Consider the following 15,464-nt stretch of genomic DNA (forward strand, 5'->3'; position numbering starts at 1 on the left):
AGCTAGCCAGTATAGTAATCACCAACAACTAATGACGATACCAGGTATAGGGTTAATTACTGCTACAGCCTTAATAGCGTCAATAGGTAATGCTAGTTGTTTTGAAAATGGCAGGCAATTATCAGCATGGCTAGGATTAGTACCAAGGCAACATTCTAGTGGTGGCAAAGATAAGTTGCTTGGCATTAGTAAAAGAGGTGATATATATTTACGCACTTTGTTGATTCAAGGAGCAAGAGCAGTACTGAATAGTAAAATAAGATTTACCACGGAAGAGCAAAAATCTAAAAAAGATTATAGCAAGTTTACCGAGTGGATGTTTAATTTATCTGAACGAAATGGGCATAATAAAACAACTGTTGCAGTAGCTAACAAACTAGCAAGGGTGGTGTTTGCGGTACTCAGTTCAGGCAATGATTATACCGAGAGTAAAGTTTGTAGCTAAAGAATTGGTACAAACTAGTTGTTGACGAGATAATATTATAGGTAAATAGAAATTTAATAGATTCTAATCCGGAATATGCGAAAGAATGATAATATTGATGGTAAATAAGACGAACCTTAGCTTACGAGAAAACTGAAATAGTCAATGGCTCGTTAGAAGTCGATGAAATGATAAGTATAAGTTTGTAAGCCAGCGAATTCCATCAGGGCTATAGGGTGAATTTAAAGTAATTTATTAACTATAAGCCGGATACATGACTGCATTCGATTTTTTTGCTGTTATATATTATTTTTTTTCTTGCATTATCGGGTAGGTCCATACATGACTATACGTCAAAAGTATGGAATGGTGGAGGAGAAGATACTGTCCATTCGAGAGTATTAGCCCCATCGCCCCAAGGATTATTTGGGCATTTTTTGCCATATTTCAGAGTGTAAATAACAATGAATACAAAGTAAAGAGCCGCAATAAAGGAAATAACTGCTCCGATAGATGATACCATATTCCAGCCGGCAAAAGCATCCGGATAGTCCGGTATTCTTCTTGGCATCCCAGCTAATCCCAGAAAGTGCTGAGGGAAAAATGTCAAATTAACGCCGATAAACGTAATCCAAAAATGAATTTTGCCCATCATTTCAGGATATTGTCTTCCTGATATTTTACCAAACCAATAATAGAATCCAGCAAATGCAGTAAATAAAGCCCCAAGCGACATAGTGTAGTGAAAATGTGCTACCACATAGTATGTATCATGTAAAATTCTATCGATTGCCGAATTTGATAATATTATGCCGGTAACTCCACCAATAGTAAATAACAAGATAAACCCTATGGAAAACAACATAGGGGTTTCAAAAGTAATTGATCCTCCCCACATTGTGGCAATCCAGCTAAATATTTTAATACCAGTAGGCACCGCGATAATCATTGTACCAGCGGTAAAATAGATTAATGTATTGTATGAAAGACCAACAGTAAACATATGATGAGCCCAAACTATAAAAAAACCGACAAACCCTATAATTACCATAGCTATCACCATACCTAAATAACCAAATATCGGCTTACGAGAGAAAGTAGAAAGAACCTGACTAACTATCCCAAACCCTGGCAATATTACGATATATACTTCTGGATGACCAAAAAACCAAAATAAATGCTGAAATAATACTGGATCTCCGCCCCCTTCAGGTTTAAAGAAAGTAGTACCAAAGTTTCGATCAGTCAATAACATGGTTATTGCACCACCTAATACTGGAATTGCTAGTATCAGCAAGAATGCAGTAACCAGAATTGACCAAATAAATAGAGGCATTTCAAATAACCCCATACCATCGGTTCTCATATTAAAGATAGTAACAATCATATTGATTGAACCAAGAATAGAAGAAAGCCCTGTAATATGTAAACTTAAAATAGCCATATCGACTGCCGCCCCAGGATGTCCCACTAGAGTACTTAGAGGGGGGTAAAGCGTCCAGCCAGTACCTGCACCACCATCAACAAAAGCCGAAAGCATTAATAACATAAAAGCAGGAACAAGCAGCCAAAAACTTATATTATTTAGCCTTGGAAAAGCCATATCCGGTGCACCTATTAAAATTGGTACAAAATAATTACCAAATCCACCAAATAAAGCTGGCATAATCATGAAAAATACCATAATTATCGCATGAGCAGTAATTAATACATTATATAGTTGGTAATTTGCCCCTAATATATGCCCACCAGGCATTGCTAATTCTAGTCTAAAAATAACAGAAAATAACCCTCCAACAATCCCAGCAAATATGGCAAATATAATATACATTATGCCAATATCTTTGTGATTGGTAGAGAAAATCCATCTTTTTATACCTTTAGGGGTTTGGTGATGATCTGTTGTTTGATTCATAAATTATCCTTTTCTATCTAACTTCAGCAGCTTGTAGCTTATCTTTATCATTATAAACTTTATGAATTATTCGTTCATAATAATATTATCATTCCAATTAATATCATTATTATCGCAAATTACATCTGTAGAGGATACATTTAATGTTTTTGGTGTCTTTAGATATTTAATCTCTTCAAAAACAAAAGGAATAGATTTGCCAGTCCATCCTGGATTAGCAATTATTTGATTTATATCTTCATATGGCTTATGCACACTAAAGTGTAAATGTCTTACACCAGCATTTCCGGACATACCCTCAATACCTATTGGCTCATATTTTTTTACTACTTGACCATTTTTAACTAATATTTTAGATAGGTGTCCATACAAACTAATATAAATACCTTGATGTACTATCCTAACGTGGTTGCCATAACCACTTCCACAATCATCTAATGTAATATTTGAGTAATGAGGATTATTGCATTTATCATAGATATAGGCAATTCCATCTTCTGAGGCAACCACTGTTCCATCTGAGGAATCTGGCAAACTTGCAAAATCCAAAGCAAATTTTATTGCATCATGAGAATGGCTTCTACCCATCTGTAAACTTCCTTGTATACACTTTATTTTATGATTCTTTTGAAATGGAAAAGCTAACTTCATTTTTGCCAATAATGGAGTTTTCTCGCACTTAAATCTTGCCCCTTGTTTCAAGTCTTGATCTCTAGGAATGCTAGGAATATATCCTTGTGGACATGATATGTAAATGGCATCATTTGCTGAAGCGACTAAGCTCACTGTAATAAACATCAAATGCAAAGCTATTAAATATGCTGGTTTTTTCATAGTATTTTTTAAGTTTTATTTACGTTATATCCCTAGTAGACAACTACATGTTATTACTTACAACTTTTAAGTTGCTCAATATCTGCTCCTACTATGAGCTTGATATTTCTAGTAATTTTATCATAATCCCAATTCCACCATTTTATTTGTACTAACTCATTAATTATATCATCGGAGAATCTTTTTTTAATAATTCTACTAGGATTACCTGCAACGATAGAGTAAGGTGGTACATCCTTAGTAACCACTGCATATGCTCCAATAATTGCTCCGTCTCCTATTGTGACTCCCGGCATAATGACTGCATTAGTACCAAACCACACATCATTACCAACTATTGTACTCCTTCCTTTATTAAGAGTTGGTATATAATTATTCCAACCTTCGAAAATAAAAAATGGATAAGTAGAAAAACCATCAATTGGGTGATTGACATCATCCGCAATAAAAGTAGTTCCTCTAGCAATAGTACAAAACTTACCAATAATTAATTTACACTGATAATATCCTACAACGTTATTACATTCAAAATGTTCTGGATATCGGTGATCATGATAATAAGTATAATCACCTACCATTATGTTAGGATTATGAATAAAATGTTTTAAAAATATAATTTCTTTAACATGTTTTGGGTAAATATGTGGATAGTGATTGTTGGAGTGTACCATATGCCTCTTGTTCATTTAGTTAATGTTATCCTTGCTCGACTTAGTGTCATACCTGCGTAAGCAGGGGTCTTAGATTCCGCACCGAAACGAAAATGACAATTTATTGCTTCGTCGTCCTCATGGTTTCATCGCAATAACGTTTGTCTTTACTTTCATAGAAAATTTTGTTTTTGCCGCAATCAACCAATCTTGAAATTCTTCTTTGCTTACTACTTCAATGGCAATAGGCATAAAGCCGTGATTAACACCACAAAGCTCTGAACACTGACCATAATACACACCTTTTTTACTAATTTTAGTCCAGGTTTCGTTAACTCTGCCAGGCACAGCATCGAGCTTTATACCTAATGCTGGTACTGCAAAACTATGTATAACATCCCCTGCAGTAATTAAAAATTTTACGGTAGTATTTTCTGGTATAATAATACGATTATCAACTTCTAATAATCTTTTTTGACCAGGTTTTAAGTTTTCATCAGTAATTAAACAACTATCAAATTCAAGATTATTATGATCAGGGTAGATATAGTGCCAATACCACTGATATCCTACAACTTTAACCGTCATGTCTATTTCAGGAATATCTTCTGCAATACGTGCAACACGAAATGATGGTACAGCAATAATAATTAAAATAACTATAGGAATTATCGTCCAAATAATTTCAACCAATATATTATCAGAAAATTTTGCTGGAATAGGATTGGCTTTGGCATTAAATCTGATGCAAACATAAATTAATAAAATAATAATAAAAGCAACTATTCCTCCTGATATGAGCAGTAGGAAATTATGAAACTCCTGAAGCTCTTCCATAAGATGAGTGGCTGGAGTCTGTAACAGCATTTGCCATGCCTGAGGTTCTGATGCTAGGCAATCGTGAGCAAATAAGAGATATAAAATTAGACTTGCTACATAAGTCAATCTAGTTGATGATTTTGTCGTCGAAACTCGCCTCCGCTCCTCATGTACGTTTATGTACACTGCGGTACTCGGCTTCGTTTCTCCTAAAAATCCTTCAACTATTTTTGACTTATGCAGCAAGTCTATTATAAATTTTTTCATAAATAGTACTTAGTGGACTCAATTCTATATGTTATAGTTAGACAATATAAGACGATATACAGTTTTATTAAAGTAAAAAATAAAGTATGGTGAAAAAACTTGAGGAATTTACTATTGACTTTAAATTGCCTTCTGATACATTCGGCTTACTCAATAATGATTTAAGATTACAACATGGCAGGTCATTCAAAATTTAAAAATATCCAGCATCGAAAAGGTGCACAAGATAAAAAAAGGGCAAAAATTTTTACTAAGTTAGTTAGAGAAATTATTACTGCTGCTAAATTAGGGGCTGATATAAGTAATAATCCACGGTTGCGGAGTAGCATAGCTGCCGCTCGGAGTCAAAATTTACCAAAAGATCGAATAGATAAGGCAATAAGTGCGGCAAGTGATTCGAATAACAACGAAAATTATACCGAAATTAGATATGAGGGCTTTGCTCCCGGTGGAATTGCAATAATAATAGAGGCTTTAACTGATAATAAAAATCGTACGGCTGCAGAAATTAGGGCGGCTTTTAGCAAATTTGGTGGCAATTTAGGTGAAACGGGTAGTGTCAGCTATATGTTTGATCATCTCGGAGTAATACAATATCCAGCAAATTTAGCCACAGCAGAAGCTATGTTTGAAAGTAGCCTAGAGGCTGGAGCAAAAGATATGATTTCTGAAGAAGATACATATTTAATCTATACAGATATTGAGAACTTTGTGCAAGTTCTTGAATTTCTGACCAGTAAATATGGACATCCTGAAGAATCTTACATAGGTTGGGTTCCTAAAAATACCATAATTATAGAAGAGAATGATAAAGCCGAGAAGTTGTTAAAATTAGTAGATATTTTAGAAGAAAGTGATGATGTGCAAAAAGTTTTTGGTAATTATGAATTATCTGATGCAATTTATGAAACTATGAAGGACGTTTAATATGGATTGCCAAGTTATTGTTCTAGCTGCAGGTAATGGTAGAAGAATGGAATCTACCTTACCAAAAGTAATGCATAAAGTTGGTGGTAAATCGATGCTTGATAGGGTAATAACCAATGCCCAACAAGTTAGCAATGAAGTTATCTTAGTCCACTCCTGGCAATTAGAAAAACATATTGCTTGTTATAAAGATAGTTGTAAACTTGTTTTACAACCAGAACCCCTTGGTACTGCTCATGCGGTATATAGTGCTTTGGACTTAATTGATGACAATAAAATTGTAGCCGTACTTTATGGAGATAATCCTTTAATTACGCCAGAGATTATTAATGATTTACTAAAACATCTAGTTTCGACAAATTCTGCCATAACAACCTTGTGCTTTGAGCGAGATAATCCTGGGCAATATGGGCGAATAGTTACTGATAAACTAGGAAATTTTTTGAAAATTGTTGAATTTAAACAAGCAACGAGTGAAGAACTAGCTATAACAACTTGTAATTCTGGTATTATGGCTTTTGCCAATGGTGTGTTAAAAAAATATTTACCTACTATTTTTTTTAAGAATCCTGATAAATCAAAAGAGTTGTATTTAACGGAACTGGTAAAAATCGTTAAGGATAATGGCGAAAAAGTATCGTATTTGCTATCCGCCAACCACGACATAGTGGTCGGAGTAAATACTAAACAAGAGCTAGAAGAAGCTAATAGAACTATTGCTAAGTTAGCAGGGATATAGTGAATTAACTTGAATTGGCAACGTTATAAATCCGATTAGTATTTAGCTTCAGCGTCATTGCGAGGAGCCACTTTAGTGGGCGACGAAGCAATCCAAAAAAACGATTAAAATGGATTGCTTCGGAGGCTTACGCCTCCTCGCAATGACGATTGGTATTAAATTAATAACTTAATTAAGAGCTTAACAAAATGACTAAAAATGAAATATTATCCTATCCGGAAGTAAAAAGTTTGGACAGCCAATGTAAAAAACTTGTGGTATTGTTACATGGGCTTGGTTCAGATGGAAATGATTTAATAGGATTGGCTCCCTTGATGTCTAGGGAATTCCCCGATTGTCACTTTATTGCCCCACATGGCGTTGAAAAATTTGATAGTGCACCTTATGGTCGACAATGGTTTAGTTTAAATAACCGTAACCCTGATTATGTTAGGGAATTAGTTGCTAAAAATACTGGCTTAGTTACTGACATAATCCAAAAGAAACAAGCAGAATTAAATTTAACTAATAAAGATACTATCTTAATTGGCTTTTCGCAAGGTACCATGATGGGGTTATATTTGAATTTTATACAAAAAGAACCTTTTGATTCTATGGTAGGGTTTTCTGGCAGATTAATTGCCCCACAAGAATGTATCAATAAAACTACACCAGTTTGCGTGATACATGGCGAATTAGACGATGTGGTTGATGTAAGTAGTATGGATGAAACAGTAGAATATCTAGAGAAATATGATATTCCTTATAGTAAATACAAAATACCAAATCTTACACATTCTATTGATGATAGGGGAATACAGTTTGCCATTAAGTTTATCAAAATAGGTTATTACATAGACTGAGATCATTTGAAACATGCAAGCTAAAATGTTCTGGACTTTGTGATTAAGAATTATAAAGCGGAAAATGTTGTTTTTGTGTATGCACGGTTATTTTTTATGACTTTTAAACTGCCCATTAAATAGTAGGTTAAATTAATGAATATCTTTACTAAAAAATTATCTGAAACAGATAATGCAATATATCAAATTATCGATGGTGAAAAAAAACGTCAGCATGATTTTATTGAATTGATTGCTTCTGAGAATTTTGTAAGCCCGGCAGTATTAGAAGCTCAAGGCTCGATTTTGACCAATAAATATGCTGAAGGATACCCGGGAAAACGTTATTATAACGGGTGTAGTGAGGTTGATAAGGCTGAGCTTTTGGCTATAGAGCGGGTAAAAACACTATTTAATTGTAAATATGCTAACGTTCAGCCTCATTCCGGATCTCAGGCTAATCAGGCAGTATTTTTAACTCTATTAAAACCACATGACACCATACTTGGTATGTCGCTAGATACAGGGGGGCATTTGACACATGGTGCTCCACCTAATTTGTCTGGCAAATGGTTTAACTCGGTGTTCTATTCTGTAAATAAGGAGAGTTATCTAATTGATTATGCCCAAATAGAGCAATTGGCAGTTCAGCATAAGCCAAAATTGATTATAGCTGGTTATTCTGCCTATTCGCGTCAATTAGATTTTGCTAAATTTAGGGAAATTGCTGATAGAGTAGGAGCGTATTTACTAGCAGATATTGCTCATATTTCTGGACTGGTTGCGGTAGGTGAACATCCAAGTCCCTTGCCTTATGCTCATATTGTGACTTCCACTACTCATAAAACCCTTCGTGGTCCGCGAGGTGGTCTTATTCTGTCAAATGATGAGGAATTGGGTAAGAAGATAAATCTCGCTTTATTTCCTGGGTTGCAAGGTGGACCATTAATGCATATTATTGCGGCAAAGGCAGTGGCATTCTTGGAAAATTTACAACCAGAATATCATCTTTATATAAAACAGGTTGTTAGTAACGCTAAAGCTCTTGCTAATAGTTTAATGGCAAGAGGCTATGATATTTTAACTAATGGTACTGATAATCATATAGTATTAGTGGACTTACGAAAATATGGTATAACTGGTAAGGTGGCAGCAGATTCGCTTGAAAGAGCCGGTATAACTTGCAATAAAAATGCGATACCGTTTGATGCCACTTCACCATTTATTACTTCTGGTATTAGGCTCGGCACTCCAGCATGCACCACTAGAGGATTCAAAGAACAAGAGTTTATAGAAGTTGGTAATATGATTAGCGATGTATTGGATGGGTTGAAAGATAAAAATGATGGGCAAGATAATAGTGATTGTGAGACAAAAACTTTCCAACAAGTTAAAAGATTAGTAGATGCTTTCCTAGTTTACGTTTAAGCTATAAACCATAAGTTAACAGGCTATAAGAAATTATTGCTATCCGTTATAACGTTTTAAAAAGGTAAAGTTTATGAGGTTTTATACAGGTAGGAATAAATCTAAATCTGATATACAAGCTCCCAATGATAACTCACGTTCTATAGAGTTGCAAGCCATTTCGAGTATAAATAATAATGCAGTTGAGCTAACTAAAAGAACACTATTTTCTTAAGTTGACACCCATAGGTAATGACGTAATTTTTTATATTTTTAATAATTTTTTAAAATCTTCTTGACAGGTTATAGGAAGTTGCTATTGTCCGTTCGTAACGATTTAATTAAAGGAGAATTTATGACAGTTTTTAATAATTATTTGCTAGAAAGAATAAACTCTAATACATCTGAGGGTATTATTAACTTACGGGAGGAGAATATAGGAGATGAGGAAGTTGAAGCTTTAGGAAAAGTTCTTCAGAATAACAATACAGTTTGGTCCATTCAATTACCACGCGAACATGGTAATATTACTGATAAGGGGCTTAAGTTTTTTGTAGAAAAGATTGCTCTTAGAAAAGAGCTGCTTGTTGTCGAGGCTAATAATGGGCCGTGGAATGAAGCATTTAGGTATATTGAGGAGAGCAAAAGGTTATAGGACAAGAAGTCGATAAACTTGCTGATTTCTTACCTATTAATGTGCAAAATGATAAGTCAGCAAGTGATTTAACTGATTCATCTAAATCTACAACATCACTAGCTTTAGAAGAAGACAATGTAGTAGAAGAAGTTCCAGTGGTAGAAGAGCTAGTAAAAGCAGCTCCAGTGGTAGAGCTAGTAGATAAAGCGGAAGAAGCAAAAGAGGGGTTAGTAGAGCTAGAATTGACTAAATCGGTAGAATCGCTGCTATCAGATGATTCTGTAGATGATTCTGTAAATAATTCTGTAAATGTAGTACTAGAAAGTTTTTATACAAGTTACCAAGAAAATCCTGCTACTATTTCACCTAATGATATAAAAAGTGTAAAAATAAAACCAACATCGTTCTTCGCAAAGATATCTAATGCTTTTACAACTATGAAGGATACATTGACTTCATTATTTAATCATAATACTACTAAGGACTACTATTCTTCAAAGTTCTATGTTACAAAAGAGGATATGTTCCAAGAAGATACTGATGCTTTAGGGTGTGTGGATGATATGAGTAACGACTAGAATTTAAGTAAGTAGTAATGTATAGCTAACCCGTTAGTATTTCATAAGCGTCAGTTTAAGAAAACAATAATTGGGAAGCCGTCATTGCGAGGAGACCGTAAAGTCGACGAAGCAATCCAGAAAAGCTATTAGAAATAGATTGCCACGCCACCTACGGTGGCTCGCAATGACGATTTTCTACTTTATTTTCTTAAACTGACGCTTATGCTTCAGTGCGGGATATAGATTCCCGCCTACGCGGGAATGACAATTTACAATCCGTTACAATAGTTTTAAAACAGGTAAAGTTTATGAAGCGGAAGATATTTAAGAGTAAATCTAACTCTAATATACAAGCTCTCAATAAGAACCAACATTACATTGAATCGCAAGACCTTCCAAGTAAAAAAGTATCTTTTAAATATCCACTTGTAACTGAAATAATTAACTATGAAGAAAAAACAGATGAAGAAGATGATGAGGTAGTAGTACAAGCAAAACCAATCGGATGGCGTACAAAAGTTTGGGACTCCTTGAAAGATATTTTTACTCGAACTAATCATAATGATGGTTATTCTGCTAACCATGATGAAGTTAATTCTTACCCCAATACAGTTAATCTTGATGTCAGCGACACTGTTAATTTAACATGAGCTGAAAGTACTATGATATAGCTAGACCATTAGTATTTCATAAGCGTTAGTTTAAGAAAACAATAATTGGGAAACCGTCATTGCGAGGAGACCGTAAAGTCGACGAAGCAATCCAGAGAAGTGATTATAGTCAATTGATGGGAAGTTGGTGACGTCGTCACTCGCCTATTACTTATAGGCGTCGCTCCATCGTTCCTGCTACCCAATTCCCCTGAATTGACTATAGAGATAGATTGCCACGCCACCTATGGTGGCTCGCAATGACAGATAACGTCATTGCGAGAAGGCGTTAGCCGACGAAGCAATCCATTTCTAATTTTTTTGGATTCTTGCCATAATCTTTTCGGAAATATTTGATGGAGTAAGACCGAAATATGAGTATAAATCATTAGAGGGAGCAGAGAGTCCAAATTGTTCCATTCCGAAGAACATCCCGTTCTCTCCGATGATTCGATGCCAGCCAAAGCTACTTGCAGCTTCTATAGCAACTTTTAATTTGGCATTGGATAGGATATTTTGGATATAGCTAGGCTGCTGTTTAAAAAACAACTCAAAACATAACATTGAAATCACATTGGTACTAAAGCCATTTTTGCTTAGTATATCTTTTACCTCTAATGCTATTGACAATTCAGAACCGGTGGCGAAGATAGCAACATCTACTGTTTCTTGATTATTCCCTGACAGTATATACCCACCTTTAGAACATAAATTTTGCGAAATATTTCGGCTATAGTCAATTGAGGAGAAGTTGGTGACGTCGTCACCCGTCGCTCGCCTATTACTTATAGGCGTCGCTCCATCGCTCCTAGCACCAAATCCTCCTGAATTAACTATAACTATTTGAGATACTGACTGTCTGGTTAAAGCAAGAACAGAAGGGCCATCTTTATTAGCTAAAGCAATTCGCCAAGATTCAACTGTTTCAAGATAGTCTGCCGGGCGTAATACCATCATATTTGGTAAGCTTCGAAAGGATGCTAGATGCTCTATTGGTTGGTGAGTAGAGCCATCTTCTCCTACCCCAATTGAATCATGGGTCATGATGTAGATCACTTGCTGCTGCATAATAGAAGAAAGCCGCATAGTTGGCTTCATATAATCAGAAAATACTAGAAAAGTAGCCCCTACGGGTAAGAAGCCTGATAATGCGAGTCCGTTCATGATAGCCCCCATAACATTTTCACGAACCCCATAATGGATGTAATTGCCAGTAAAATCATCTTTATTAATTATGTTACTAGCAGTATTTTTGATATTGTTGGATAATGATAAATCAGCTGCGCCAAAAATAATTTTATCTGATAGTTTGGTTAGATATTCTATAACTCTACCAGATGAACAACGGGTTGCTTCAGCTTTTTCTGGAATAGGGATATTATCAAGAAAAGAGCAATCTATATCAGCTTTATTGCAATAGGCTTTTTGCTCTGGAGTTATATCAGCAAACTTCTCTTGCCAATTAGTATAACTCGCTTGATTTCTTAACCAAGCTGTACCCCATATCTCTTGTAATTCCTTTGGTATAGTAAACGCCTGATCATTAAAACCTAAATTTTCTTTAAGAAGTTTAACCTCATCTTTACCAAGCGGGCAGCCATGGGCGGCATTTGAATTCACCTTGTTAATAGAGCCTTTGCCAATTAAAGTACGGCAGGCAATCAAGCATGGTTTATCAGAATTTTGTGCCTTAATTAGGCTGGCATTAATTTGCTCAAAATCATGCCCATCAATAGATTCGGTATTCCAGCCCATGGCGGCAAATTTCAGCAGATGGTTTTCAGATACAGTAAGGTTGGTAGAACCATCGATGGAAATTTTATTATCATCAAATAAAACTATTAAGTTATTTAGGCATAAATGCCCAGCTAAAGAAGCAGCTTCATAGCTTATACCTTCCATTAGGCATCCATCTCCAATTATACAATAAATTTTGTGTGCACTAAGCTCTTTGCCCAATTTTTGTTGATATTTTTTTTGGGCAATCGCCATCCCAACTGAAGTACCAAACCCCTGCCCTAAAGGTCCTGTAGTAGCCTCAATAGCTTCATATGCCCCATATTCTGGATGTCCAGGAGTTTTTGAATGTAATTTTCGAAATTGTTTTAAATCTTCTAGATGAAAATTTTTATAATTTGTTAAATAATAAAAACTATACAGCAACATAGAACCGTGTCCAGCTGATAGAACCAGGCGATCACGGTCAAACCAAGTTGGATCATTAGGATTGAATTTTAGAAAATTAAATACTAACATGGTCATGACATCTGCCATACCAAGAACCATACCTGGATGCCCTGATTGAGCATATTCTATACTATCACTTGCTAAAACTCTAATACAGTTACTTAATTTAGAATATTTTTCTGAATATTTGGGGATTTTATTAAACTTCATTATAATAAATATTAATTTTGTGTTAAAAGATATTGATATAGATAACCAGATTAACATTACGTGTCATTGCGACGAGGCGTGAGCCGACGAAACATCCAATAAGTGTGGATTGCCGCGACCACTATGTGGTCTCGCAATGACGTTAGGGGTTAATTATAAAAATTTTTTATGAATCTACATCAAAATAGATATTATGACAACAAAACTATTACCCTTTTTTTCATGGTTTAGCACGTTATTGCATCAATTGTGGTTATCAATTAGTTCAGTAAATTTCTACCAAGATGTTTATAAATCATATAAAGGATATGGGATTAAGTATATATTTGCTGTGTCTTTTATATCATCATTGATCTATTGTATTGTTATATTTAATTACTTGTTAGTCCTCACCGATTACTTTACTGAGAATCGTTTAACAAAAGGCACAATAACTATCGAATATATATTTAAACAATTACCGGAAATCTATTATGATGGTAGTAAAATTTCAGTTGATCAGGATGAACCTATATATTTATTCGATGAGAATGGCAATAAGCTTGCGGCTATAGACTCAAAAAATCAATTATCTTATGGTGAAAAACTTAAAGTTCCCGTCCTATTTAGTAGTAACAATATAACCCTTACTACAGTAGAAATAACCGATAAAAAAAAGAGTGTGTTTAATATTGGATATGCTAAATTATTTACTCCTGATCAAAAAATCCTCACTGAAGAAGTCATTAAAAAGCATTTTGCCAAAATCCTAACACAAGCACCGAAGATATTTATTTATATTTTAATGCCTATAATAATAGCCTTTCGTTTTATAACAATTTTATTTGAAAAAAGCTTTATTATCATCTTAGTATATTTGTTAACTAACTATTTTGGTCCTAAGTCCTCTTGGCAAACCTGTATTAGAATAACCTTATTTTCAAGTGGCATAGCAATTTTATTACAACCTATGATGGTTATATTTTTGCCAGAATTTAGTAGTATTATATTTTTTATACAGATGTTCACCAGTTTGTTAGTGCTTTTAGCAATGTTGCAAATACGAAATAAATAGGAATAAACCCCCTGCTTACGCAGGGGTGACAAGCATTGTCCTATATTTTATTAAAATCTGCAAAAAAACTTGATTATCGAGTATAAGTAATAGGCGAGCATTGAGTGACGACGTCACCAACTTCTCATTAATTGACTATAATCTTTCCTCTATCCTATCTGTCGTAATTTCCTTTAAATTTATGCCTTAAAGTTGGGAAATTTATTACTTAGAACATATTAGATTTTTCTGAGTATTACTGATATTGTTATAACCCAAAATTTATTATTTTCAATTTTTCATATTTTTTTGCCATTATTAAGCAAATTATCAATCTATTAATATTAAAGTAACGGTAAAAAAATTGATAGTATATCAAGACCATAGAGTTCTAACAATAGAACAAAAAAAGCGATTGATTTGTTGTCAATTGGAACATTTTTAGAATATTTTGACTTGATGCTTTATGTACATATGACAGTATTGTTGAATGAGTTATTTTTTCCACAAAGTGATCCACAAACTGCTAATCTTTTATCGACTCTCACCTTCTGTGCTACTTTTGTTTTTCGACCAATTGGGGCTGTGTTATTTGGTTGGATAGGTGATAAAATAGGTCGTAAAGTTACGATAGTTATTACAACTTTTATGATGGCATTTTCTTGTTTACTGATGTTTATTTTACCTACTTATGCACAGATTGGTATTACTGCTTCGATATTAATTAGCATTTGTCAGATAATGCAAGGTATGTCATCCTTAGGAGAAGCAATAGGGGCTGAATTATATTTAACGGAAATGATCAAACCACCCTTACAATATCCTGTTGTTGGTTTTATTTCAATATTTGCTGATCTAGGGGCAGTATTTGCTTTAGGTGTTGCAGTACTGACTACTTCACATGGCTTTAATTGGCGGTATGCTTTTTTATTTGGATCAGTGATTGCTATGGTGGGAACGATGGCAAGAACACAGCTTAGAGAAACACCAGAATTTGCTGATGCAACCAAAAGATTGATAAATAACCTGAAACTTTTTGGTTTAAAGAAAAAGGATATTATTGGAAAAGAAGGTAGTGCCAATTGGCAGATGTTAAATGAGAAAGTTAATGTCAAAACTATATTAGCTTATTTAGCAATTGAATCGCCTTCTCCAATTATCTTTTATTTGATATATATCTATTGTGGTATCATACTTAAAAACACCTTCAATTATAGTTTTGAGCAAATTATTATCCATAACTTGCTTGTTATAACAGAGCTACTTATCAGCATCCTATATACTTATTTGAGTTATAAGATATATCCCATAGTACCCTACAATTTTTGTAACAATGTAGGGAAGTAGGGATCAAAATCGGTAATTGAGTCATACTCCAAAATTC

Annotated in this window: 17 protein-coding genes; 11 read left to right on the plus strand and 6 right to left on the minus strand. The window is 34.3% G+C overall.

Annotation, left to right across the window (positions count from 1 at the left end; translation table 11 throughout):
• Nucleotides 1-445: IS110 family RNA-guided transposase (locus tag RiCNE_RS07975; RefSeq protein ID WP_239832622.1), on the plus strand; the 445-nt coding region annotated here is incomplete at its 5' end.
• Between the two features lie 325 nt (nucleotides 446-770).
• On the opposite strand, the gene ctaD is transcribed toward RiCNE_RS07975, so the two are convergent.
• The 4 genes from ctaD to coxB form a co-directional block, all read right to left on the minus strand.
• Nucleotides 771-2,339: a cytochrome c oxidase subunit I gene (gene ctaD / locus RiCNE_RS02630; protein WP_094649072.1), complete on the minus strand. Its 1,569-nt coding sequence runs from the start codon at nucleotides 2,337-2,339 to the stop codon at nucleotides 771-773.
• 66 nt (nucleotides 2,340-2,405) lie between these two features.
• On the minus strand, nucleotides 2,406-3,173 hold the full coding sequence (locus RiCNE_RS02635) for a M23 family metallopeptidase (protein ID WP_094649073.1): 768 nt from the start codon (nucleotides 3,171-3,173) through the stop codon (nucleotides 2,406-2,408).
• A 53-nt stretch (nucleotides 3,174-3,226) separates the two neighbouring features.
• On the minus strand, nucleotides 3,227-3,844 hold the full coding sequence (locus RiCNE_RS02640) for a CatB-related O-acetyltransferase (RefSeq protein WP_094649084.1): 618 nt from the start codon (nucleotides 3,842-3,844) through the stop codon (nucleotides 3,227-3,229).
• A 117-nt stretch (nucleotides 3,845-3,961) separates the two neighbouring features.
• Nucleotides 3,962-4,909, minus strand: coding sequence for a cytochrome c oxidase subunit II (gene coxB / locus RiCNE_RS02645; protein WP_094649074.1), 948 nt, complete (start codon nucleotides 4,907-4,909; stop codon nucleotides 3,962-3,964).
• A 174-nt stretch (nucleotides 4,910-5,083) separates the two neighbouring features.
• Here coxB and RiCNE_RS02650 point away from each other — a divergent pair, with 174 nt between their 5' ends.
• The 8 genes from RiCNE_RS02650 to RiCNE_RS02680 all read left to right on the plus strand — a co-directional run bounded on the left by RiCNE_RS02650 (nucleotide 5,084) and on the right by RiCNE_RS02680 (nucleotide 10,650).
• Nucleotides 5,084-5,836, plus strand: a complete 753-nt coding sequence (locus RiCNE_RS02650) for a YebC/PmpR family DNA-binding transcriptional regulator (RefSeq protein ID WP_094649075.1) — start codon at nucleotides 5,084-5,086, stop codon at nucleotides 5,834-5,836.
• 1 nt (nucleotide 5,837) lies between these two features.
• Nucleotides 5,838-6,575 carry a sugar phosphate nucleotidyltransferase gene (locus RiCNE_RS02655; protein WP_094649076.1) on the plus strand — a complete coding sequence of 246 codons (738 nt, stop codon included), beginning with the start codon at nucleotides 5,838-5,840 and terminating at the stop codon, nucleotides 6,573-6,575.
• A gap of 188 nt (nucleotides 6,576-6,763) precedes the next feature.
• Nucleotides 6,764-7,417 (plus strand): dienelactone hydrolase family protein, encoded by a 654-nt coding sequence (locus RiCNE_RS02660; protein ID WP_094649077.1) that lies wholly within the window; start codon nucleotides 6,764-6,766, stop codon nucleotides 7,415-7,417.
• 135 nt (nucleotides 7,418-7,552) lie between these two features.
• The gene (gene glyA / locus RiCNE_RS02665) at nucleotides 7,553-8,824 is read left to right on the plus strand and encodes a serine hydroxymethyltransferase (RefSeq protein ID WP_094649078.1); all 1,272 of its coding nucleotides are present in this window, start codon (nucleotides 7,553-7,555) and stop codon (nucleotides 8,822-8,824) included.
• 73 nt (nucleotides 8,825-8,897) lie between these two features.
• Nucleotides 8,898-9,038, plus strand: coding sequence for a hypothetical protein (locus tag RiCNE_RS07435; protein WP_157905652.1), 141 nt, complete (start codon nucleotides 8,898-8,900; stop codon nucleotides 9,036-9,038).
• A gap of 120 nt (nucleotides 9,039-9,158) precedes the next feature.
• Nucleotides 9,159-9,458: a hypothetical protein gene (locus RiCNE_RS02670; RefSeq protein ID WP_094649079.1), complete on the plus strand. Its 300-nt coding sequence runs from the start codon at nucleotides 9,159-9,161 to the stop codon at nucleotides 9,456-9,458.
• Nucleotides 9,459-9,499: 41 nt separating this feature from the next.
• The gene (locus RiCNE_RS02675; protein WP_094649080.1) at nucleotides 9,500-10,018 is read left to right on the plus strand and encodes a hypothetical protein; all 519 of its coding nucleotides are present in this window, start codon (nucleotides 9,500-9,502) and stop codon (nucleotides 10,016-10,018) included.
• A gap of 290 nt (nucleotides 10,019-10,308) precedes the next feature.
• Nucleotides 10,309-10,650, plus strand: coding sequence for a hypothetical protein (locus tag RiCNE_RS02680; protein ID WP_094649081.1), 342 nt, complete (start codon nucleotides 10,309-10,311; stop codon nucleotides 10,648-10,650).
• A gap of 77 nt (nucleotides 10,651-10,727) precedes the next feature.
• Here RiCNE_RS02680 and RiCNE_RS08270 read toward each other — a convergent pair whose 3' ends face one another.
• Entirely contained in the window at nucleotides 10,728-10,856 is a 129-nt protein-coding gene (locus RiCNE_RS08270; protein WP_275656728.1) for a hypothetical protein, read from the minus strand.
• Between the two features lie 106 nt (nucleotides 10,857-10,962).
• Complete coding sequence (locus RiCNE_RS02685) at nucleotides 10,963-13,047, minus strand: transketolase family protein (protein ID WP_094649085.1); 2,085 nt, start codon at nucleotides 13,045-13,047, stop codon at nucleotides 10,963-10,965.
• 193 nt (nucleotides 13,048-13,240) lie between these two features.
• Between RiCNE_RS02685 and RiCNE_RS02690 the strand changes: the two genes are divergently transcribed.
• Entirely contained in the window at nucleotides 13,241-14,101 is an 861-nt protein-coding gene (locus RiCNE_RS02690; RefSeq protein WP_094649082.1) for a DUF1189 family protein, read from the plus strand.
• 399 nt (nucleotides 14,102-14,500) lie between these two features.
• Nucleotides 14,501-15,427 carry an MFS transporter gene (locus RiCNE_RS02695; RefSeq protein ID WP_157905653.1) on the plus strand — a complete coding sequence of 309 codons (927 nt, stop codon included), beginning with the start codon at nucleotides 14,501-14,503 and terminating at the stop codon, nucleotides 15,425-15,427.
• Nucleotides 15,428-15,464 lie beyond the last annotated feature (37 nt).

The sequence above is a fragment of the Rickettsia endosymbiont of Culicoides newsteadi genome (genome assembly GCF_002259525.1).
Lineage (GTDB): Bacteria > Pseudomonadota > Alphaproteobacteria > Rickettsiales > Rickettsiaceae > Tisiphia.

Coding starts and splice junctions, on each gene's coding strand:
- ctaD (WP_094649072.1), bottom strand. CDS start 2,339: ATGAATCAAACAACAGATCATCACCAAACCCCTAAAGGTATAAAAAGA.
- RiCNE_RS02635 (WP_094649073.1), bottom strand. CDS start 3,173: ATGAAAAAACCAGCATATTTAATAGCTTTGCATTTGATGTTTATTACA.
- RiCNE_RS02640 (WP_094649084.1), bottom strand. CDS start 3,844: ATGGTACACTCCAACAATCACTATCCACATATTTACCCAAAACATGTT.
- coxB (WP_094649074.1), bottom strand. CDS start 4,909: ATGAAAAAATTTATAATAGACTTGCTGCATAAGTCAAAAATAGTTGAA.
- RiCNE_RS02650 (WP_094649075.1), top strand. CDS start 5,084: ATGGCAGGTCATTCAAAATTTAAAAATATCCAGCATCGAAAAGGTGCA.
- RiCNE_RS02655 (WP_094649076.1), top strand. CDS start 5,838: ATGGATTGCCAAGTTATTGTTCTAGCTGCAGGTAATGGTAGAAGAATG.
- RiCNE_RS02660 (WP_094649077.1), top strand. CDS start 6,764: ATGACTAAAAATGAAATATTATCCTATCCGGAAGTAAAAAGTTTGGAC.
- glyA (WP_094649078.1), top strand. CDS start 7,553: ATGAATATCTTTACTAAAAAATTATCTGAAACAGATAATGCAATATAT.
- RiCNE_RS07435 (WP_157905652.1), top strand. CDS start 8,898: ATGAGGTTTTATACAGGTAGGAATAAATCTAAATCTGATATACAAGCT.
- RiCNE_RS02670 (WP_094649079.1), top strand. CDS start 9,159: ATGACAGTTTTTAATAATTATTTGCTAGAAAGAATAAACTCTAATACA.
- RiCNE_RS02680 (WP_094649081.1), top strand. CDS start 10,309: ATGAAGCGGAAGATATTTAAGAGTAAATCTAACTCTAATATACAAGCT.
- RiCNE_RS02685 (WP_094649085.1), bottom strand. CDS start 13,047: ATGAAGTTTAATAAAATCCCCAAATATTCAGAAAAATATTCTAAATTA.
- RiCNE_RS02690 (WP_094649082.1), top strand. CDS start 13,241: ATGACAACAAAACTATTACCCTTTTTTTCATGGTTTAGCACGTTATTG.